This window comes from Tannockella kyphosi (assembly GCF_021054785.1).
GTDB classification, from domain to species: Bacteria; Bacillota_I; Bacilli_A; order Erysipelotrichales; family Coprobacillaceae; genus Tannockella; species Tannockella kyphosi.
Genome location: NZ_CP088239.1, coordinates 2,096,350 through 2,118,125, shown reverse-complemented (window position 1 = coordinate 2,118,125; position 21,776 = coordinate 2,096,350). Strand labels below are relative to the sequence as shown.

Genomic DNA, 21,776 nt, shown 5'->3' with positions numbered 1-21,776 from the left:
TTCTTATCCCTTTAAAACCATACCTATCTATATGATATCATACAATAACCTAATAGAAAAATAGAATTTAGTTGATTTTATCAAAATAATCCATTTCACATAAAGTTCTTACGACAAAAAAGATAGCCGAAGCTATCTTTTTATTTAAGTGATAATTATCCATTTTGAATGATTGATAACACTAACCTAATTCTTTTACTCTTATACGAGTCACTGCTCTTTGCAGTGCTCTTTGTGCTCTAAGCATATCGATTTGATCTTGTTTTTGTGTCATTATTTTTGTAGCACGATCATGAGCTTTTTGAGCTCTATCTAAATCAATATCCTCACTTGATTCTATTGTATTCGCGATAATCGTAGTACATTCTTCATTTACATAAACAAATCCACCTGATAATGCAAAATGCTTTTTTTGACCTTCAATAAGATAATTCATATCTCCGATTGCTAATCCAGCAGCCAAAGGCATGTGGTCTGCAAGAATTCCAATTTGTCCAGAAGTTGTTCTAAGATTTAACATCTCTACTTCCTCATCACGATAGATTCCTTTAGGAGTAACTATTTTTAAACGAAATTTTTTCATTACAGTAAAGTTTTCGCCTTTTCAATAGCTTCTTCAATAGAACCTACGTTATGGAATGCTTGTTCTGGTAAATCATCATGTTTACCTTCTAAGATTTCTTTAAATCCTTTAATTGTATCTTCTACACGGACATATTTTCCATCCATTCCAGTAAACTGGCTAGCTACTGTAAATGGTTGTGATAAATAGTTACGCACACGTCTTGCACGTGCAACAGTTAATTTATCTTCTTCACCTAATTCATCCATTCCTAGAATTGCAATAATATCTTGTAATTCTTGGAAACGTTGTAAGATTTGTTGTACACCATGAGCTACCTCATAATGTTCTTGCCCTACTACTAGAGGATCTAATGCTCTAGAAGAAGAGTTTAATGGATCTACTGCAGGATAGATTCCTAATGCTGCAATAGAACGATCTAATACTACTTTGGCATCAAGATGCGCAAATGTAGTAGCAGGAGCAGGGTCAGTTAAGTCATCGGCAGGTACATATACTGCTTGTACTGAAGTGATTGATCCTTGTTTTGTTGATGTAATACGTTCTTGCAAGGCACCCATTTCGGTAGCTAATGTTGGTTGGTATCCAGCTTGAGAAGGAACACGTCCTAAAAGTGCAGATACTTCTGAACCAGCTTGTGTGAAACGGAAGATATTATCAATGAATAATAATACGTCTTGTCCTTCTTCATCACGGAAATGTTCTGCCATTGTTAACCCACTTAAGGCAACACGTAAACGTGCTCCTGGTGGTTCATTCATTTGTCCAAACACTAATGTCGTTTTATTTAAAACGCCACTTTCTTTCATTTCATAATATAAATCATTACCTTCACGACTACGTTCACCAACACCCGCAAATACTGATAAACCACCATGTTCAGTAGCAATATTATTAATAAATTCTTGGATTAATACTGTTTTCCCTACACCAGCACCACCAAATAAACCAATTTTACCACCTTTAATAAATGGACAAATTAAGTCTACTACTTTAATCCCTGTTTCTAAAATTTCTGTTTCTGTACGTTGCTCTGAATAACTAGGGGCACTACGATGAATTGGCATTCTTTTTACACTTGCATCAAGATTTTCTTTTCCATCAATAGCGTTTCCTAATACATTAAACATACGTCCTAATGTATCTTCTCCAACTGGTACAACAATCGGATTTCCTGTATCCATTGCTTCCATACCACGAACAACTCCGTCCGTAGGACCCATGGCAACACAACGTACAACATCATCACCGATATGACCTGCAACTTCTACTACTAATGTATCATCTCCATTTTGCAGTGAAATAGCAGTATTTAGTGCTGGCAAGTTTTCAAATCCATTAAATTGGATATCTAAAATCGGCCCTCTAGCACTGATTACTTTTCCTATATTTTGTGGCATATTGCACCTCCTTCACTTTACTGTGCATTCGCACCAGCAACGATTTCTGAAATTTCATTCGTAATCGCTGTTTGTCTAGCTTGATTGTATTTTAATAATAATTGATCTGTTAGTTCTACTGCATTATCTGTCGCATTTTCCATTGAAGTACGTCTTGATGCATTTTCACTAGTTACTGATTCTACTAAGTATCCATAAATCAATCCTTGCATGTATTGTGGAATTAATGCATCTAATACAGCTCCAGGAGTTGGTTCAAATAATGTATATTTGTTAGATACTTGAATATCTTCAAATTCACTTGTATCTACCGGTAGTAGTGTTACTACTCTTGGTGTAAATGTTAAGTTATTGATAAACTCAGTATATACAATTTTAATACTTTCAATTTCTTTGTTTTTATACTGTTGACAAAGACTATCTACCATCTTAATAACCGTATCAAAATCCAACGTTGTATTTAAATCAGCATAAGTATCAACATAGTCTCCACCAGTTCTTTTCATATAACGTTCTATTTTAGTACCAATCGTATAAACACAATTATCATTATCAATAAGGTTAGATACTGTTTTAATTACATTCGCGTTATATCCACCACATAGTCCTAAACTAGAACTAATTACAATATAAACAGTCTTCCCTTCTTGATTTACTTTTAAGAATGCACTATCATCTAATCCTTTATTACTTTCTAATATTTCACCAACTGTTTGACGAACCGTAGAATAATAAGGTTTTAACTCTTCTAATTGATTTCTAGTTTTACGAAGCTTTGATGTTGCTACTAACTCCATTGCTTTCGTAATCTTTTTAGTAGAATCGACAGATTTAATTCGACGTTTTATCTCTTGCATTCCAGGCATAAGCGATTACCCCTTTGCCTTTAATTTTAAGAATTTTTCTACAAAAGCTTCCATTACGTCTTTTAAACTTGTTTCTAATTCACTACTAATTACTTTTTGTGTTTTAATTTCTGCTAAATATTCAGGATGAGTCATTTGAATATTTTCTACTAAAGAATCCATAAATTCATTTACATCTTCTACTTCTAATTTCTTAGTAAACCCATGTTTTAAAGCAAATAAAGTAACTACTTGTACTTCTACAAGACGTGGTGAGTATTGTGCTTGTTTTAATACTTCACGTACTTTTTGACCATGGTCTAATGTAGCTTTTGTAGCAGCATCTAAGTCAGAACCAAATTGAGCAAATGCTTGCATTTCAGCAAACTGTGCTAATTCTAGTTTTAATGATCCCGATACTTGCTTCATTGCTTTGATTTGTGCTGCTGATCCTACACGGCTTACTGATAAACCTGTATCGATTGCAGGACGGAATCCTGAGTTAAATAGTTCTTGTTGTAAGAATATTTGTCCATCTGTAATAGAAATTACATTCGTTGGAATATATGCAGAAATATCTCCCGCTTGTGTTTCAATGATTGGTAAAGCAGTAATTGATCCTCCACCATTTTCTTCATTTAAACGACATGCACGTTCTAATAATCTACTGTGTAAATAGAATACATCTCCAGGATATGCTTCACGACCTGGTGGACGTTTTAATAATAAAGACACTGTACGATATGCTACCGCATGTTTTGATAAATCATCATATACGATTAAGACATCTTTTCCTTGTTCTAACCATTCTTCAGCAATTGTTACCCCTGCATAAGGAGCAATATATTGTACTGGTGCAAGTTCTGATGCACTAGCAGATACGATTGTTGTATATTCTAATGCTCCACCTTGTCTTAGTTTTTCTACAATTTGTGCTACTGTTGAATTCTTTTGTCCAATAGCAACATAAACACATAAGATATCTTGATCTTTTTGGTTTAAGATTGTATCAATAGCAATTGCAGTTTTACCTGTTTGACGATCTCCAATGATTAACTCACGTTGTCCTCTACCAATAGGAATAATCGCATCAATAGAAGTAATCCCTGTTTGTAATGGTTGATCTACTGACTTTCTTGTCATAACCCCACTAGCTACACGTTCAATTGGTCTTGTTGTTGTTAAATCAATTTCCCCTAAACCATCAATTGGTTGTCCTAAAGGATTCACAACTCTACCTAACATTTGATCCCCAACCGGAATCTCGATGATTTTTCCAGTACGTTTAACTTCGTCTCCTTCTTTAATCGTACTTTCTTCACCTAATAATACAGCACCTACTGCATCTTCATCTAAGTTCATTACCATTCCATAAACATTATTAGGGAATAATAGTAATTCACCAAGCATTGCGCTATCTAGTCCATGTACTAAACTAACTCCGTCACCTACTGTCATAACAGAACCGACGTCTTTTAATTCTAATACGTTATCAAAGTTTTTAATCTGTTCTTTGATTAAAGCACTTATTTCATCTGGTCTAAGCCCCACTTAGGTCACCTACTTTCTTATTAATTCTTTTTTCATTGATTCTAATTTATTTTTGATGGAAGCATCATAAATACGATTACCTATTTGTACTTTGATACCACCAATTAATGATTCATCTTTTTGTGTAGTTAAAGATACTGTTTTCTTTTCTTTTATAGATAAAGCTTTTTCAATATCTACTACTTGTTCTTTTGATAAATCAAAACTTGAAAAGATAATTCCTTTTTTGATACCCAAATAATCATCTACTAGTTCTTGGAAAGCACTACTAATTGATACAATATAACGAATTCTCTTTTTTCTAACTAATAACTTTAAGAAATTTAATACATAAGCATCTACTTCTTGAAAGCTTTTTTCTAATAATTGATTCTTATCTTCTTCTTTTACCATAATATGGCTAAAGAATTCAATAAACGATGGATTTTCATTAAAAACAGTATAAATAGCTCCCATATCTTTCGTAAAGCTATCTACCTTATTTTCTTCTAGTGCTAAATCAAATAATGATTCAGCATATGTTTTCGCTATTACTTCCATTAATTAACTACTTCTTCTACAAAGCTTTCAATTAATGCTTTATTTGTTGAATCATCCATCTGTTGGTTCATAACTTTTGAAGCTACATCCATTGCTACTAAAACTATTTCTTCTTTCATTTCACTAGCTGCTTTCGCTTTTTGATTTTCAATTTCACGACCAGCTAATTCTATTTTTTGACGAGCTTCACTAGCTGCATCTTCTAAAATTGTTTCTTTTGCTTGTTTAGCATCTTCTTTTGCTTGTTCGACAATACTACGATACTCCATAGCAGCTTGTTTTGATTGTGTTTCACTAGCTTCTACAAATGCTTTTGCTTGTTCTTGCATATCTTTTGCATCTTGAATTGTACCTTCGATAAAGTCAGCTCTTTTTGCAAAATATTCCTGCATTGGCACCCATAAAAATTTCTTAAAAATCAATAACATAACTCCTGTTGAAAGTAGTTGTACTACAACGGTAGTAATATTGGGGAACAGCTTCGACGCGATATCTATATCCATCTATATTCCTCCTTCATGTTGTTGATTAATATACGAATAATAAGATAAAAGAAATTAATAAACCATAGATTGCTACTGTTTCAGATAATGCAATCCCTAAAATCATCATTGTACGAATTTTTGCTTCTGCTTCTGGGTTTCTACCTACTGCTTCTACTGCTTTACTAGCTGCAATACCTTCCCCAATACCTGTTCCTAAACCTGCACAAATTGCAATACCTGCTGCAATTGCCACTAATCCATAATCTGTCATATAATTTATTCCTCCTGAGTTTTATTTTTTATATCTTTACTAGTCTTGTGCTGCCTCCATGGCAATTAAGATACTAGATAAAGTCACGAATACTAACGTTTGTATACATCCTGCAAACACATCAAAATACATATGTAACCAAGGTGTAAGAATTGGTCCTAAGAAATTTACTGGTAGTAAAAAATTAGATAACCATGCTGTAAAAGCATAAACTAATGCCATTAAGATTGTTCCACTTAATACGTTACCAAATAAACGCATTGATAAAGAAATCAAAGGTGAAACGACACTTAATAAGTTAGTAGGTGGCCATACTGTATTCCATACATATGTCCCTACTCCTTTTGTTTTAATTGCATTCCATTGTATTAATGTAAATGTAATTAAGGTAATTGCAAGTGTTATTGAATAGTTTGATGTTGGTGTATCAAAGCCTATTAAACCACTAAGGTTTGCTGCTATTAAATATATAAATAACATTGCAAAATAAGGATAATATCCTTTTTCAAATTTCTTTGGCATAATAGATTGCATATAATCATAAACAATTTTCACTAACGTTTCTGCAACTAATACAATACCTGTTGGTCTTTTTGTTGGATCTGCTTTTTTAACTTTACTACCTACATAGATAAATAGTATCGATAAAGCAATCATAATAATCAAAGAAAAAATCAATTCATTCTGGATAACAATATTATCCATCCACGTCACCTCCTCTATTTCGATAAGTTTGAATATATATAGTAACTTTTACTATAAAATATCCTATTAATACTCCAACTGGACTAAAGATCGTTGGAAAATTAAATGCTAGAAAAAAGCCTACTCCATATAATAATAGCTTTACAAAATAAAGAACACTTACTAATCCAATTGTTCCAGCTTGTAATTCTAAAATTAATGCTGATGTTTGAATAATTACATAAAAGGTAGCCAAATTGATACCATACCCTAGTAAAAACCCAAGCATATAACTAACATTGCTTGTTATTATACTCGTTATTGTAAAAATTATCAAACCTATACCCGCAACTTTTACTGATTTTTTTATAATTATGTATTCATTCATTTCTTTATTACCCCTAATAATGTTCTCATAACCAAAACAAAAGCAAGCAATAAACATAGAAGTATCCAAGTTGGCTTGCTATTAAAATAGCTATCCAACTTTAATCCTATCATTATTGCTAGTATAAAGGTTGCAATTATTTGCACTCCTAATTGGAGTGCAAATAGTATTTCTTGCAATATTTTTTTATTCGGTTCCAAATAAACGGTCTCCCGCATCACCTAAACCAGGTACGATATATCCTTTTTCATTTAAGTGGCTATCTAATGTTCCTAAATAAATATCCACATCTGGATGTTTTTCTTCTACTGCTTTTAAACCTTCTGGAGCTCCTACTAAACATACTAATTTAATATATTTCGCTCCTCTTGATTTTACACTTTCAATAGCATCAATAGCACTACCACCAGTTGCTAACATAGGGTCTACAATTAATACATCTGCGATATCTAATTCTTTTGGGAATTTAGCATAGTATTCAATTGGTAATAGTGTTTCTTCATTACGTGCCATTCCAATATGACCTACTTTTGCAGTTGGGATAATTGTACGGAAACCATCTACTAGTCCTAGTCCTGCTCTTAAGATAGGTACTAATACGACATCTCTTTTTAGTTCTTTTGCAGTCATTGATGTAATTGGTGTTTCAATTTCTTTGTTTTTTAATGGTAAATCTTTTGTTGCTACATAGGCCATTAACATTGCAATTTCATCTAAGTTTTGTTTAAAGATATTTGATTTTGTTTCTTTATCTCTCATTACTGTTAGTTTATGATCGATTAATGGGTGGTTCATAATTGTTGTTGCCATCTTTTTAGTCTCCTATATATGTTTTATTTTGATACATTGTTACCTTATCTACTAATACTTTTACTCTTGCTATGCACTCCTCTTTTACTGCTTGATTATCTGCATTTTTTAGACAATACGTAATAATTTTTGCAACTTCTCTAAAGTCTGCTTCTTTAAATCCTTTTGTAGTCATAGCTGGTGTTCCTACACGAATCCCACTTGCTTGGAATGGTTTTTCTGTATCAAAAGGAATCGCATTCTTATTGGTAGTGATGTTAATTTCATCTAATAGCTTTTCTGCTACTTTACCAGTCATACCACAACTAGCTTTAACATCTACTAATAATAAATGATTATCTGTTCCTCCAGCTACTAATCTAAATCCTTCTTCTATAAAAGATTCTTCCATTGCTTTGGCATTTTTAATGATTTGTCCAGCATATTCTTTATAATCATCTTGCATTACTTCATGGAAGCAAATTGCTTTTCCAGCAATTACATGCATCAATGGACCACCTTGCATTCCTGGGAATAAGGCTCTATCAATATCTTTGGCATATTGTTCTTTACACATAATGGCACCACCTCTTGGTCCTCTTAGTGTTTTATGTGTTGTTGTTGTAACAACATCAGCATGTGGGAATGGTGATGGGTGTAACCCAGCAGCAACTAGTCCTGCGATATGTGCCATATCTACCATAAAAATGGCCCCTGCTTCTTGACAACATTGTGCCATAAATTCAAAATCAATTGTTCTAGAATAAGCACTAGCTCCAGCTACTACTAATTTAGGTTTGATTTCAAATACTTTTCTTTTAAATTCTTCATAATCAATCATTTCTGATTCTTTATCTACTCCATAACTATGGAATTCATAGTTAATTCCTGAGAAATTTAATGGATGCCCATGTGTTAAATGTCCACCATCTGCTAGAGACATTCCTAATACTTTATCTCCATGATTTAATAACGCTAAATAAACTGCTGTATTTGCTTGTGCCCCAGAGTGTGGTTGCACATTAGCGTGTTCTGCTCCAAAAATAGTACATAATCTATCTTTTGCAAGCGTTTCTACTTCATCTACAAATTGACATCCACCATAATATCTTTTTGCTGGATACCCTTCTGCATACTTGTTTGTAAGAACAGATCCTGTTGCTTTTAAAATATCTTCTGATACAAAATTTTCAGACGCAATTAACTCGATGTTTTGTCTTTGTCTATTTAATTCTCTTTCCATACTTTCAAATACTGCATTGTCTTTCATACTTATTCCCCCTCGTAACTCATCATTTTTTCAATTCTTTGCATGTGACGTTCCCCTGCAAATTCGGTTTCTAACCATAATTTCACGATATCCAAAGCTAATCCCTCTCCGATTACTCTTTGTCCTAACGCTAACATATTTGTATCATTATGTTCTCTTGTTGCTCGTGCACTAAAAGTATCATGTGCTAAAGCACAACGAATTCCTTTAATCTTATTTGCAACAATACTAACACCTATACCTGTTCCACATACTACAATACCACGTTCCACTTGTCCACTAGCTACTGCCAAAGCAGCCTTACTAGCATAATCAGGATAATCCACACTATCATTTGTGTATGTTCCAAAATCTTCCACTTCATGGCCTAAGTCTGTGATGAATTTACTAATTGCATTTTTTAGTTCTAATCCACCATGATCACAAGCTACTGCTATTTTCATGTAACTACCTCCATAATCTCTTCTTCTTTTATACTACCCATCCGTAATATTTTACAATCTTCTTGTAAATCTACTACCGTACTTGCTAAATCATTACCAGCATCTTTCTTTACAACAAGAGCCACTTGATTTTTAAATGTATCATATACATTCTCTGCCCTAATCATATCGGGCTGCCCCGACAGATTTGCACTCGTAACCCACATTGGTCCTACTTTCTTTAATAGGTCGAAAACAAAAGCATCATCAGGAATACGTATCCCTATTGACGATAGCCCACTTGTATAAAGATCATCAACAGATGCTTTCTTTTTCAATACCAATGTAATTTTACCAGGCATAAATGCTTGAATTACTTTTTTAGCTTTTTCATTGATATAAGCATAGTTTTCAATTTCTTCTTTTGTAGCTACCATCAGGGTTACTGCTTTATTCTTTTCTCTTTTTTTGATTTCATAAATATGCTTTAATCCTTCCAGAGAATCAAACTTTACTCCTAAACCAAAAACAGTCTCGGTAGGAAAAGCAATAACTTGGTGCTCATTCAAAGAATGAGCAATCAAATTTATTTGTTTTTCATCTACTAAGACTGTTTTCATACGTTCACCTCGTTTGTACTATTCTATCATAAAGTATATTAAATTTACACTATTTTTTGCCCTATTTATAAGCAATTCCTACATATAGTACAAGTCTATCTTGTACTATATATGAACTAACTAAAAAAGGGATAAGAATCCCTTTATTGTAAACCTTCTACATCTTCTTCTGTTATTAATTCATCATTTTGAACACGATCAATTAATTCTTGAATTGCTGATAAGGTATATTCATATGGTTCAGTTACATAAATTTCTGTTCCCCACATAGAGTATGTATATGCTGTTTTATAGCTATCTCCTAATACTTGAACACTATATATTTCCCAAGACGCCATATCACTTAATTGCATATTTAATAATGCTTTTATTTCATTACTAGATAAATCTGTTTTAAATGAATCTTCTACTGCATCTAAAATACTTGAAAATTCAGTAATCACTGTTGCGGAAGATACTTTATCTACTAATGCTTCAATTACTAGTTGTTGATTACGAGCACGATCATAATCTCCACTAGGTAATGCAGAACGTTCACGAACAAACGCTAATGTTTCTGTACCATCTAATAAATTATATCCTTCTTCAATCACTACATTTCCTGTTACATCAGCTGACGTAAATCCATAAGGAGAATCTATTTCTAAACCACCCAAAGCATCAATGATATCAATAATACCCGTAAAGTTTGTTTTCGCATAATAATTAATTTCTATTTCTAAGAAATTTTCTAATGTAGCAATTGATTCATCTTCTCCATATATCGCTGCATGTGTTAACTTATCCATTTGTCCTGATGTTGCAAGAGTTATTTGCATATCACGAGGAATACTAGTTAATAGTATTTGTTTGGTTGTTGGGTTTATTGTTGCAATGATATTTACATCACTTCTTGATACTGTATCAATAGAACCATAAGAATCTATTCCTGTAATATAAACATTAAAAGATTCCTCTGTTACTTCTACTGGTATCGTAGTAACTGTTGTTTCTCTTGTTAGTTCATAAGTTGCAATTACTTTGGTTTCATCTAAGAAATCTGGATATACTTCTTCAATTACTTGTTCATGTTCTTCTCCAATCATGATTGTATCCACATCATAAGAATACAATGCTGTCGTTAAAGAAATATAATCATCATAAGCAACATAATCAAAATCTTCTACTATTTCATCAAAATGAATAACTGCACTAGTAATTGTTTCTGTATCATATTGATAACTTACTCCTGTAATTTGATCAGATAAATCATCTACTTCCTCAAGGGCACTCCCTTGCAGAGCATAAACAGTAATAATATATAGTTCTTCACTTGTTCCAGTAACATTCGCAATAAACTGATTCCCTCTATATAAATAATAACTAGTAAACAATAATAGAACACTTAATAATAAATTCATTACTTTTACAATCGTTATTCTTTTTGAGCTTTTATTAGGCCTTCTTTTTAAACCACTACGATAAATTAGTAAACTAATTAAAAGGATAAAAACTAAGACTGCACCTACTGCTAGGTTATATTCCATATTTAATATTTGTAGACTAAATACATAATACATAAATAAACTAGCTGAGATTAAAAATAGACAAAGAACTACTTTCATTGATGTTATTTTCTTTATTAGTTTTTTCATAGTATCCTCCTTGTTTTCCCTTACCTTTACAAGAATAGCATATTTTCTTAACTTTTTCAATTTTATAAAAAGATAAAAAAACACAACACCTAGGATTTGTTGTGTTTTGTATCTTATAGTTGTTGGTGAGAATTCGATCTCACTACAAAATACTGATATACCATACTACATTTTTTGATAGATGTCTACTCTTCTGTCACATCTACTAAAGGATCTATTCCTTCTTGTTCTAATACTGCATGTACTACTACACGTGTTGTTTCTCCCATTGAAGAAGGAGCACAAGTAGATAACATCAATACATTATCTAAATCATAATCACTAAGAACAGATGAAATTTTATTACTATTCGTCATTAAACTACGATATCCTGCTTCATCATTAATAGTAGTTGCATATAAAGAACTAGTTGCATCAATATAATGTACCGATACAATGCGATAGCTACTTACTAGGCCATCCGGTGTATAAATATAAACTAAAGAATGATCCTCATAAAAACTACTATCTTGTACATATTCTTGCAAGTCTCCAAACATCGAATCATTGGCCATATTATGTCCATATAAAATAGTATTATCATCACTAAAATCACCAGCATTGCTCATTTCCATAAAAATACATCCTGCTGTTGAATAATTCATATTAATATCTGTACGAATATATGTATCATTTGTTTCACCTAAAAGAATTGGATAATCAATATTTGTATCTGGAATTTGAATCCATCCTACAACATCACTATTCACTTCTATCAAAGCGTCCCAATCTACCATATAGAAAGATTCTTGATCATCTGTTTCATTTTCTACTTCTACTGTTGCTAGCTCTCGAATTGCCTCTGCATTATCATCGATTTCTTTATATTCTAGATAAATAAGTACTAACTTACCTACTGAAAACAAAAATACACAAGCACTAATAACCAATATAATCTTTCTAATGTTTTCTTTCATTACACATTAAACCTAAACAGCATGATGTCTCCATCTTTTCCTACATACTGTTTCCCTTCTTGTCTGATTTTTCCAGCTTCTTTTAACGCCCCTTCACTACCAAGGGCAATAATATCATCATAACTATATGTTTCAGCTTTTATAAATCCTTTTTGGAAATCACTATGAATTACTCCTGCCATCTCTGGAGCAAGCATTCCTTGTTTGAATGTCCAAGCACGTACTTCTTGTACTCCTACTGTAAAGTAAGTACATAATCCAAGTAAATCATAGGCTTTACGAATTAGTTTATCTAAACCACTTTCTTCAATCCCTAAGTCTTGCAAGAACATATCTTTCTCTTCTTTTTCTAATCCAACTAATTCACTTTCTATTTTTGCACAAATAGGTACTACATCACTACCTTCATTTGCAGCAAATTCAACTACTTTATTGAAATGAGGATTCGAAGTTGGATCTTCTAAATCTTCTTCTCCTAAGTTAGCTACATAGATTAATGGTTTCATTGTTAATAAAGTATATTGTTTTACAAGTTCTAATTCTTCTTTTGTAAACTCAATCACTCTTGCTGGTTGATTAGACTCTAAAGTTCCTTTTAATTTATTTAAAATTTCTACTTCTAACTTCGCTTCTTTATCTCCAGCTTGTGCTTTTTTACCAATTCTACCAATTCTTTTTTCTACTGATTCTAAATCAGCAAAAATTAATTCTAAATTAATTGTTTCAATATCACGAATAGGATCCACATCACCATCTACATGTGTTACATCATTGTCTCTAAAACATCTTACTACTTCACAAATTGCATCTGTTTCACGGATATTCCCTAAGAATTTATTTCCTAGTCCTTCTCCTCTTGATGCTCCTTTTACTAATCCAGCAATATCTGTAAATTCAAAAGTTGTTGGTACTGTTTTTTTCGGATTTACAATTTCTGTTAGTTTTTCTAATCTATAATCTGGTACTTCTACGACTCCAACATTTGGATCAATAGTAGCAAATGGATAATTTGCTGCTTCTACTTGTGCATTTGTTATTGCATTAAATAAAGTAGATTTTCCTACATTTGGTAAGCCGACAATTCCTGCTGTTAATGCCATTTACGTTCACTCCTTTTTTATCTCCTATATTCTATATAAAATTAATAAAAAAAGCAACAAACTATTGTTTTTAGATATGTATTTGATATCATAGATATCAATAAAGGAGTTAACTATGGAAAAAGTATATCAACAGATTCTTATTTTTCAAGAGAATCGTCCTAAATTAAAGAAAATTGTCCTATTTATTTGTAAATATTTTCCTAAGCTAACTGCCCTAATGTATGTTATCTTACTAATTTATCTATTCTCTATCCATTCTACTAGTCTATTAGAATGTATTCTAAAGCCTGTTTTCGTATTTATTAGTACTGGTTTATTTAGAAAAATATATAATCGTAAAAGACCTTATGAAACCTTATGCATTACCCCATTGGTAATGCATAAAGAAGGAGAATCTTTTCCTAGTCGTCATATGGCTAGTGCGACTATTATTAGTCTTACTATTTATAGTGTCTCTGCAATCTTTTCGATTCCTGCTTTTTTTATTACTATTTGTATTGGTCTTTCTAGATTCATGGTTGGTATCCATTATCCTAGTGATATTTTAGCAGGAGCCTTATTTTCTTTTATCATTTATTGTATTTAAAAAACGAAGTCTAAGCTTCGTTTTTTAGTTCTTTTATGTACCAAACATCACATGCAAAGTGAGGTCCGTCTACTAAACGTTGTTCTAATCTAGTAAATCCATTTTTTGCATAAAATGCATTGGCTTCTACCATATTACTAAACGTTTCAATATAACATGTTTGATATTGTACTTTTGCAAAAGTTAACGCTACTTCTAATAACTTTGTAGCAATTCCTGTTCCTCTTGCTTGTGGTAATAAATACATTTTTTGTAACTCACATACTCCTGCTTTACCAGGAACTGGTCCAATACCACATCCGCCTAACACATCACCTAATTCTTCTACTACCCAATAGTTACCATCTGATGATAAATATTCTTCATATAAATTAGCTAAACAAGGATCTGTAAAAGCACATCCTTCTTTTTGTCCATCATACTCTTTTAAACATTGTTTAATAATTAATTCTAATATTTCATTATCTCTTTTTTCAATTTTTCTAATTTGCATTTTTTTCTACTACTTTCTTTAACCTTTTTTCAAAATCTCTTCTTGTAAACATAATGATAGCATCGCATCCTAAACAACGTACTTTAATATCCGCTCCCATACGAATAATCTCCCATTGTTTTGATTTTTTACATGGATGATCTTTTTTCATCTCTACGACATCATGTAATCCATATTCCATATCATCACCTACTTGTTTCTAGAATAAAATGCTTCCACGGTATTCTTTAATAACATCGTAATCGTCATTGGACCAACCCCACCAGGAACTGGTGTAATCGCCTGACAACAATCTACTACATCATCAAAATCTACATCACCACATAATTTATTATTTTCATCACGATTAATCCCAACATCTAATACAATAGCGTTTTGACCAACATATTCATGATTAAACATTTTTGCACGTCCAACAGCAAGAATCAAAACATCTGCACTTTTGCACACTTCTTTTAAATTCTTTGTTTTTGAATGTGCCATTGTTACCGTTGCATTTTTTTGTAAACATAACATAGCTACTGGTTTCCCAACTATATTACTACGTCCTACTACTACAACATGTTTTCCTGTTAAATCACAACCTATTGTATCTAACATAACCATCATTCCTTTAGGAGTACATGGTACTAAACTATCCATTCCTAAAAATAACTTAGCAACATTATCTGGATGAAATCCATCTACATCCTTAGAAGGAACAATCGCTTCTAATACTAAATCTTCATTTATATGTTTTGGTAAAGGTAACTGTACCAAAATCCCGTCTACATCCTCTTGATTATTTAATTCGACTATTTTCTCTATTAATACACTTTCACTAGTTGTTTCATCCATACGTACAATAGCAGAATCCATTCCTACATATTGACAACCTTTTTCCTTGTTTTTAACATAAGTCATACTTGCTTGGTTATCACCAACAAGGATAACTACTAATTTAGGTACTCGTGTATATGTTTCTCTTATGTGAGAAATTTCGTTCTTTAAATCAGCTTTAATCTCTTGGCCAATAAACTTTCCATCAATAATCATAACTATCCCTCCAATATTTTCTTATTATAACAAAATATAGAATAAATGAAAGAAAAAAGACAATTATTTGTTTTCCTATGTCTTTTAAATAAGATAATCTCCTATTAAAATTATGCCTATCATAAACTATAAACTTACACTCACCCTTTGAATATATCTTTTCTCAGGAAATGACCAAATCAATATAATAAAAAAAAGACTATAACTGATGAAGATATTCCATCAATTTTAATCTATTTTCTTTATTCATTGCATAACGATGAGGATCATCAAACATCTGATAATCATTGTCATAATATTTCCCACTTGCACCTTGGAACTCACTAGACAAACTAGCTCTATAAATAATATCCGCACCTATTTGGATATCAAATCCTTCCTGTCCATATGCTTCTTTTACCATTTTACTACCTAGAAATGACTTAGGATTTACTGCAATAAATGTAGGTCCATTTGGATATTGTTCGCTCATTGCCATTGTCATCATAGTAATTGCAAGTTTACTTTGAGCATATGCTTCACTATCACTAATCTCATTTGGGTTCGTCAGTGCTTGATAATTTAGAGGAGCTTGTGCGGCTGAAGATAAATTTACGACTCTACTATCATCCCATAATAAACAAAGTAACCCGCTAGTTATTAAATATGGTGCTACTGTATTCACACTAAAACGGATATCTAAACCATCTTGTGTAAAACTATCTTCTGGTTTTACAACAAAGATACCAGCATTATTAATAAGCACATCAATAGTAGTATGATTCTCTTTTATTTCTTCTATCATCTTTTTTACTTGTGATAAAGATGAAAAATATGCTTGATATAAATATATTTGTGCCTCTTTATTTATTGATAATAATGTTTCTTTTGTTTTTTCTAATTTCTCTTTATTTCTACCATGTAATAACAAGATATGTCCATCTTGTACAAACATTTTAGCAGCTTCTAAACCAATTCCATCGGTTGCTCCTGTTAACAATGTAGTCTTTTTCATTTGTGTCTCCTATATACTTTCTCTTTGCAATATCCCATCTAATAACCTATGATCCATATGTTTGATTTGTTCCTCAAGATATTCAATAATTTCTTCCTTTTTACTCATAGGAGCATTAATACCTATTAAATTATAATTATGTCCTCCAAAAAAATAAGCATTATCACATTCTACTAGTTGAAGTAATAATATTTCTTCCTCTATTTTCTCCAATTCCGTACATTCTATAAACTCACCCTTATCACGCATTCTTTCTAAGGGGGTACCCTCACTTACTGAAGTTGTCATAATTGATAACAAGTAGGGAGGATATTTATTTAGTAACTTTGCTGTTTGTTCTATATGTTCCTTCCCATTTCCTTTTCCTGCTACCCCTAACATAATAATTGCATCCCAATCGATATTAGCTTGTTTTAATTTCTCTAAAGATTCGTAAGCCTGTTTCGTTGTAAATCCTTTATTCATTTGGTTTAATGCCGGATTATATGCTGATTCTAATCCAACATGTAAATCATTATATCCTAATTCACGTAATTTTATTAAGTCTTCCAATGATTTATTTAATAAACTTTTTATGGAAGCATAGCAAGTAATCGTTTCCACTTCAGGTAAGTATTGGTGAATCAATTCACCAATCTTCATTAATTTTTCTGTAGATAAAATAAATGGTTCCCCATTTACTAAAAATATTCTAGTTACTTTTTGTTTCGAATTCTTTAATTCTAACAAGTCTTCCTCTATATGACTCCATGGAGAAACTCGAAAAGGAGTTTCTCGATACATGGTACAAAAAGAACATTTGTTGTGAGAACATCCGGCAGTAACTTCTAATAGAGGCGTATCTGCTTCAATAGGATGTCGATAAACTTGTCCTGTGTAGTGCATAATTAAACACGATCCATTATTTCATCTTTTGATAATCTAGATTTTGGTAAATCTTTATTGAAATCTGTTTCCTTGCGATATCCAACAGCTACTACAAATGATGATGTATATCCTTTTTCACGTAATCCAAATTCTTCATCTAATGCTTTTAAATCTACCCCTTCCATTGCAATAGCATCTAGTCCTAAACTTGCAACTCCTAGTAAGAAGTTTCCTAAGTTAAGATACAATTGTTTATCTGCCCAATGTTGGAAATCTTTATAATCTAATTGATGCATACGTGCAAATATACTTCTTCCACCATGATTTTGTGCTTTAAATTCTGGTTGTGGGAACCTTCCATCTTGTTCTTCTTTATCTAATACATGTAATAGGTACTCTTGAGTTAATTCTACTTTTGATGCAAATACGATGACAGCTCCAGCATCTAAGATTTTCTCTTTATTAAATGCAAAGAATCCTTCTGTTGATTTCGCTACTCTTTGTTTTCCTTCTTTTGATGATGCAACCACAAAATGCCATGGTTGTATGTTAGTTGAAGAAGGTGATAATTGTAGTATGTCTTCTATTTGTTCTAATTGAATGGTTGTTAATTTTTTTGAAGCATCGAATTCTTTCGTGCTATAACGTGTTTGTAGTGTTTGAATAATATCCATCTTTGGACCTCCATTTGTTCTTTCTATTTATCAGTATGGTCACTGATAAGAATATTATAACTAACTATTTAAAAGAAACAATTATGGATATTTTTGTCAGTGGGGACAAATTTGTCCGTATAAAAATCCTGTTTTCACAGGATTTATTTACTCACATATAATTTTTGCATACTTATATTTTTTATTATATTTATCGCCCCATTTTGTTAAGGCATTTAAAACAGGTAACACTTCATTGCCAACACTTGTCAAAGAATATTCTACTCTTAATATTTTTTCTTGATATACTTTTCTGTTAATAATATTTTGATTCTCTAATGCACGCAACTCTCTCGATAACACTCGTTCACTGATTCCTGGCACTAATCTTTTTAATTCCCCATAGCGTACTGTACCAATATTTCCGATATGAAAGATTAGTATCGGTTTCCATTTACCACCAATAATATCTAATGTTAATTCCATATTACAATTAAATACTTTTTCATTATCCATAGCTTTCTCTCCTTCTTCTACTTTAACTGAAAAAAACCATGTTTGCAAGCACTCTTATAAACATAGTTTTCTAATATCTTTTCAATAGGATAATAAAAAAGACAATTATTTGTCTTTTTTATTTTCTATAATATGTCTTGCAACAAGAACTCCATTCGCTCCAGCTTGTGCCAAACCTCTTGTTAATCCTGCTCCATCTCCAGCTACATATAAATTATCAATCTCACTCATAAACCCTTCCCTTACCTTAGGTCTAGCAGAATAGAATTTTGCTTCTACTCCATAAAGTAAAGTATGTTCATTTGCAATACCTGGTGTTACATGATCTAATGCTTCTATCATTTCTACAATAGAAGTCATTGTATTATAAGGAAGTACTAACCCTAAATCCCCTGGTACTGCAGAACTTAATGTAGGTATTGTATACCCTTCTTTTAATCTTTTTGAAGTAGTACGTCTTCCTTTTTTAATATCTCCATATCTTTGTACAATTACACTACCATTTGATAGTTTATTAGCTAATCTACTAACTTCATGTGCAAATTCATTTGGTTCATTAAATGGTTCACTAAAAGTATGAGATACTAATAATGCAAAGTTTGTATTTGGACTTCCTAATTTTGGATCATGATAAGCATGTCCGTTAGCAAGCATTGTTCCTGAATGGTTTTCAACTACAACATGACCAGAAGGATTTGAACAGAAAGTACGAACTCTTGTTCCAACACTTGTATTATAAACAAATTTTCCTTCATATAAATGAGTATTAATTTCTTCCATTACAATATTACTTGTTTCTACACGTACACCAATATCTACTTGATTATTATATAATTCTACATTGTATTTCTTTAATACTTTTGTTAACCATGCAGAACCATCTCTTCCTGGTGCTAATATTACACTACTAGCAAATATCTCTTTTCCATTTGCTAAAAGAATACCTTTTAATTGATTGTTTTCAACAATCAATTCATCTACTGTTGTTTTAAAAGACATATCAATATGTTCTTTTAATTCATTTGACATTTCAGTCATAATACGTAAATTTTCTTCTGTTCCTAAGTGTCTTACTTTAGCACGAAGTAACTTTAATCCAACAGCATATCCTCTATGCTCAATTTCTTTTATTTTATTAGTAGTAGGATCTGTAATCTTTTTAGTAGCCCCGTGTTTTAAATACAATTCATCTACATAACTAATTACATCTTCTACTTCTTGATTATCTAAATAGTCCGTTAACCAACCACCGAACTCACTAGTAATATTGAATTTTCCATCTGAGTATGCCCCAGCACCACCAAATCCAGCAGTAATAGAACAAGCAGGTAAACATCCTGGTTCATTATTTTTAATAATTGGACAAGCAGTAATCTTTTTTTCCTTAATAGGACATGTACGATACATTACATCTAATCCTTTATCAATTAACAATACTTTACTTTCTGGGCTTTTTAAAAACAACTCATAACAAGCCATAATTCCGGCAGGTCCTGCACCTACGACAATAACATCATAATTCGATTCCATATTATTCTCCGTTCTGATTTGTTTGAAGACACAAACCTTATCTATTATAGTAAATATACCCCATTAATGCAAGTTTTTTTCTTACTTTCTTATTATGTCTTTTTTTTCACACATTTGCAACCGATAGAAACATGTTTTAACAAAAATAAAGCACTTCCTAAGAAGTGCTTTGATTATACTATTTTTGCTTTTCTAAATCTTAAGAAATTCCAAATTCCTAATCCTGCAGTAGAAACAGTTGTCGTAACAGCAACTCCACTAGCAATCATAAAATTCGTATTTGCTTCTTCTTCCATAGCTACTATTTCTGCTTCATAATTATCTGCTGAAATTGTCATCATGCTTTCAGGGTATAAAATCATGGAATTACTTACTGAATCATACAAATAGGTAACCATAGCTCCTGTATCATCCATTAACTCTACAACATAATATCCTTCAAAAGAAGTATCTTCAAATGCCCACCCCATAACAGTAGCACCATCAATCTCTACTTCTTGATAAACAAATCCATCTCTATCCGTATCTAATAATTCTACTTCATAAAGATTTTTACCTAAAATAGCAACTTGTTTAAATGTTGAGATTTCTCCATCTTCATAACAATATAAACTAGATTCACCATCTTCATCAATAAGATAAACAATAGTCAATCCTAATTGATTATTTTGCCAAGCAATTATTTCTTCTTCTCCATAAGTTACTGTCGTTTCTTCAAACCCATCAGGGATAGCTACATCCTCTGTATACTTCACTACTCCTAGAGAAGATCCATCTACATCCATATAAACACTTGGACTCTCATCTTTAAATACTGTAATAATATATGTTTTCGTTGATCCATTTTCTGCAGTACAAACTACTTTAAACTCATTACTTCCAAGTGATAAGTCTTTTGTACCTGTTCCACTTACTGTCGCTTCATCATCTTTTGCAGTAGCACTAATTTTAATACTATCTGTATCTAATACTGTTGCTTTGTAGCTAACAGTAGAACTATCAAATGTAGGAGATAAATCTACTCCATCGATTGATAATGCACTAAGTGTATTTACTGATGATTTAGTAACAGTTGTTGTAGAACTACTTGATGAACTGCTTGATGAACTACTAGAACTGCTTGAAGAACTGCTAGATGAACTACTAGAACTGCTTGATGAACTAGTTATTGATATCGTTTTACTTTTCGATGAAAGAGTAACACTCTCTAAGTCGTCACTTGTAAAGTTAGAACAAGAAACAGTTACCTTTATATCCCCTGACGTTCCTGCTTTGACTGTTAAAGATATTGATGTTGAATCCAACATCAATGTAGCACTAGTGCTTGAGTAACTACCACTACTAGAACTTGATATTCCAGTAAATGTTCCTCCAGTAATAGATGCATTAAATACACCCGTTCCTCCTGAAGCTGTGATAGTAACTGTCGTTGTCCCACCGGATGTTACGGATGATGACCCGCTTATACTAAACGAGGCTGCTTCACTTGTTTTTACATTTCCTACTAAAACTGCTAAACATATAAATGATGACAGCATTATTTTTAGAATTTTATTCATTT

At 31.9% G+C, this 21,776-nt stretch carries 27 protein-coding genes; 1 reads left to right on the top strand and 26 read right to left on the bottom strand.

Annotated features, from left to right (window positions below; genetic code table 11):
- Window positions 1-181: 181 nt before the first annotated feature.
- The 17 genes from LRR82_RS10290 to ychF all read right to left on the bottom strand — a co-directional run bounded on the left by LRR82_RS10290 (window position 182) and on the right by ychF (window position 13,538).
- Window positions 182-583, bottom strand: a complete 402-nt coding sequence (locus LRR82_RS10290) for a F0F1 ATP synthase subunit epsilon (RefSeq protein ID WP_249029357.1) — start codon at window positions 581-583, stop codon at window positions 182-184.
- Window positions 583-1,983, bottom strand: coding sequence for a F0F1 ATP synthase subunit beta (atpD, locus tag LRR82_RS10285; protein WP_249029356.1), 1,401 nt, complete (start codon window positions 1,981-1,983; stop codon window positions 583-585). Before atpD ends, LRR82_RS10290 begins: the two co-directional genes overlap by 1 nt.
- A 17-nt stretch (window positions 1,984-2,000) precedes the next feature.
- A complete protein-coding gene (gene atpG, locus LRR82_RS10280) occupies window positions 2,001-2,849 on the bottom strand; it encodes an ATP synthase F1 subunit gamma (protein ID WP_249029355.1) in 849 nt (282 codons plus the stop codon).
- A gap of 6 nt (window positions 2,850-2,855) precedes the next feature.
- The gene (atpA, locus tag LRR82_RS10275) at window positions 2,856-4,379 is read right to left on the bottom strand and encodes a F0F1 ATP synthase subunit alpha (RefSeq protein WP_249029354.1); all 1,524 of its coding nucleotides are present in this window, start codon (window positions 4,377-4,379) and stop codon (window positions 2,856-2,858) included.
- A 9-nt stretch (window positions 4,380-4,388) separates the two neighbouring features.
- Window positions 4,389-4,919 (bottom strand): F0F1 ATP synthase subunit delta, encoded by a 531-nt coding sequence (locus tag LRR82_RS10270; protein ID WP_249029353.1) that lies wholly within the window; start codon window positions 4,917-4,919, stop codon window positions 4,389-4,391.
- Window positions 4,919-5,422 carry a F0F1 ATP synthase subunit B gene (atpF, locus tag LRR82_RS10265; protein ID WP_249029352.1) on the bottom strand — a complete coding sequence of 168 codons (504 nt, stop codon included), beginning with the start codon at window positions 5,420-5,422 and terminating at the stop codon, window positions 4,919-4,921. Before atpF ends, LRR82_RS10270 begins: the two co-directional genes overlap by 1 nt.
- 25 nt (window positions 5,423-5,447) lie before the next feature.
- Complete coding sequence (gene atpE / locus LRR82_RS10260) at window positions 5,448-5,675, bottom strand: ATP synthase F0 subunit C (RefSeq protein WP_249029351.1); 228 nt, start codon at window positions 5,673-5,675, stop codon at window positions 5,448-5,450.
- Between the two features lie 39 nt (window positions 5,676-5,714).
- Window positions 5,715-6,380 (bottom strand): F0F1 ATP synthase subunit A, encoded by a 666-nt coding sequence (locus tag LRR82_RS10255; protein ID WP_249029350.1) that lies wholly within the window; start codon window positions 6,378-6,380, stop codon window positions 5,715-5,717.
- Complete coding sequence (locus LRR82_RS10250) at window positions 6,373-6,747, bottom strand: hypothetical protein (RefSeq protein ID WP_249029349.1); 375 nt, start codon at window positions 6,745-6,747, stop codon at window positions 6,373-6,375. Before LRR82_RS10250 ends, LRR82_RS10255 begins: the two co-directional genes overlap by 8 nt.
- Entirely contained in the window at window positions 6,744-6,965 is a 222-nt protein-coding gene (locus tag LRR82_RS10915) for an AtpZ/AtpI family protein (protein ID WP_283162780.1), read from the bottom strand. The genes LRR82_RS10250 and LRR82_RS10915 overlap by 4 nt, the downstream gene beginning before the upstream one ends.
- Window positions 6,934-7,557: a uracil phosphoribosyltransferase gene (gene upp, locus LRR82_RS10240; RefSeq protein ID WP_249029348.1), complete on the bottom strand. Its 624-nt coding sequence runs from the start codon at window positions 7,555-7,557 to the stop codon at window positions 6,934-6,936. The genes LRR82_RS10915 and upp overlap by 32 nt, the downstream gene beginning before the upstream one ends.
- Before the next feature lie 4 nt (window positions 7,558-7,561).
- Complete coding sequence (glyA, locus tag LRR82_RS10235; RefSeq protein ID WP_249029347.1) at window positions 7,562-8,806, bottom strand: serine hydroxymethyltransferase; 1,245 nt, start codon at window positions 8,804-8,806, stop codon at window positions 7,562-7,564.
- Between the two features lie 2 nt (window positions 8,807-8,808).
- Complete coding sequence (rpiB, locus tag LRR82_RS10230; protein WP_249029346.1) at window positions 8,809-9,249, bottom strand: ribose 5-phosphate isomerase B; 441 nt, start codon at window positions 9,247-9,249, stop codon at window positions 8,809-8,811.
- On the bottom strand, window positions 9,246-9,848 hold the full coding sequence (locus LRR82_RS10225; protein ID WP_249029345.1) for an L-threonylcarbamoyladenylate synthase: 603 nt from the start codon (window positions 9,846-9,848) through the stop codon (window positions 9,246-9,248). Before LRR82_RS10225 ends, rpiB begins: the two co-directional genes overlap by 4 nt.
- Window positions 9,849-9,991: 143 nt before the next feature.
- Entirely contained in the window at window positions 9,992-11,482 is a 1,491-nt protein-coding gene (locus LRR82_RS10220; RefSeq protein ID WP_249029344.1) for an LCP family protein, read from the bottom strand.
- 185 nt (window positions 11,483-11,667) lie between these two features.
- The gene (gene srtB / locus LRR82_RS10215; protein WP_249029343.1) at window positions 11,668-12,438 is read right to left on the bottom strand and encodes a class B sortase; all 771 of its coding nucleotides are present in this window, start codon (window positions 12,436-12,438) and stop codon (window positions 11,668-11,670) included.
- Window positions 12,438-13,538, bottom strand: coding sequence for a redox-regulated ATPase YchF (ychF, locus tag LRR82_RS10210; protein ID WP_249029342.1), 1,101 nt, complete (start codon window positions 13,536-13,538; stop codon window positions 12,438-12,440). Before ychF ends, srtB begins: the two co-directional genes overlap by 1 nt.
- A gap of 115 nt (window positions 13,539-13,653) precedes the next feature.
- On the opposite strand from ychF, the gene LRR82_RS10205 reads away from it, so the two are divergent.
- The gene (locus LRR82_RS10205; RefSeq protein ID WP_249029341.1) at window positions 13,654-14,127 is read left to right on the top strand and encodes a phosphatase PAP2 family protein; all 474 of its coding nucleotides are present in this window, start codon (window positions 13,654-13,656) and stop codon (window positions 14,125-14,127) included.
- Between the two features lie 10 nt (window positions 14,128-14,137).
- On the opposite strand, the gene LRR82_RS10200 is transcribed toward LRR82_RS10205, so the two are convergent.
- From LRR82_RS10200 to LRR82_RS10160, 9 genes are all read right to left on the bottom strand, one after another.
- A complete protein-coding gene (locus LRR82_RS10200) occupies window positions 14,138-14,620 on the bottom strand; it encodes a GNAT family N-acetyltransferase (RefSeq protein ID WP_249029340.1) in 483 nt (160 codons plus the stop codon).
- A complete protein-coding gene (locus LRR82_RS10195; protein WP_249029339.1) occupies window positions 14,610-14,801 on the bottom strand; it encodes a DUF951 domain-containing protein in 192 nt (63 codons plus the stop codon). Before LRR82_RS10195 ends, LRR82_RS10200 begins: the two co-directional genes overlap by 11 nt.
- An 8-nt stretch (window positions 14,802-14,809) precedes the next feature.
- Window positions 14,810-15,655, bottom strand: coding sequence for a bifunctional methylenetetrahydrofolate dehydrogenase/methenyltetrahydrofolate cyclohydrolase FolD (gene folD, locus LRR82_RS10190; protein ID WP_249029338.1), 846 nt, complete (start codon window positions 15,653-15,655; stop codon window positions 14,810-14,812).
- 199 nt (window positions 15,656-15,854) lie between these two features.
- Entirely contained in the window at window positions 15,855-16,649 is a 795-nt protein-coding gene (locus LRR82_RS10185; protein WP_249029337.1) for an SDR family NAD(P)-dependent oxidoreductase, read from the bottom strand.
- A 9-nt stretch (window positions 16,650-16,658) separates the two neighbouring features.
- Window positions 16,659-17,534: a radical SAM protein gene (locus LRR82_RS10180; RefSeq protein WP_249029336.1), complete on the bottom strand. Its 876-nt coding sequence runs from the start codon at window positions 17,532-17,534 to the stop codon at window positions 16,659-16,661.
- A 2-nt stretch (window positions 17,535-17,536) separates the two neighbouring features.
- Entirely contained in the window at window positions 17,537-18,190 is a 654-nt protein-coding gene (gene nfsB, locus LRR82_RS10175; protein ID WP_249029335.1) for an oxygen-insensitive NAD(P)H nitroreductase, read from the bottom strand.
- 147 nt (window positions 18,191-18,337) lie between these two features.
- Window positions 18,338-18,685 carry a winged helix-turn-helix transcriptional regulator gene (locus LRR82_RS10170; RefSeq protein WP_249029334.1) on the bottom strand — a complete coding sequence of 116 codons (348 nt, stop codon included), beginning with the start codon at window positions 18,683-18,685 and terminating at the stop codon, window positions 18,338-18,340.
- A 105-nt stretch (window positions 18,686-18,790) separates the two neighbouring features.
- The gene (locus tag LRR82_RS10165) at window positions 18,791-20,215 is read right to left on the bottom strand and encodes an NAD(P)/FAD-dependent oxidoreductase (RefSeq protein WP_249029333.1); all 1,425 of its coding nucleotides are present in this window, start codon (window positions 20,213-20,215) and stop codon (window positions 18,791-18,793) included.
- A gap of 173 nt (window positions 20,216-20,388) precedes the next feature.
- Window positions 20,389-21,774 carry a cadherin-like beta sandwich domain-containing protein gene (locus LRR82_RS10160; protein ID WP_249029332.1) on the bottom strand — a complete coding sequence of 462 codons (1,386 nt, stop codon included), beginning with the start codon at window positions 21,772-21,774 and terminating at the stop codon, window positions 20,389-20,391.
- Between the last annotated feature and the right edge of the window lie 2 nt (window positions 21,775-21,776).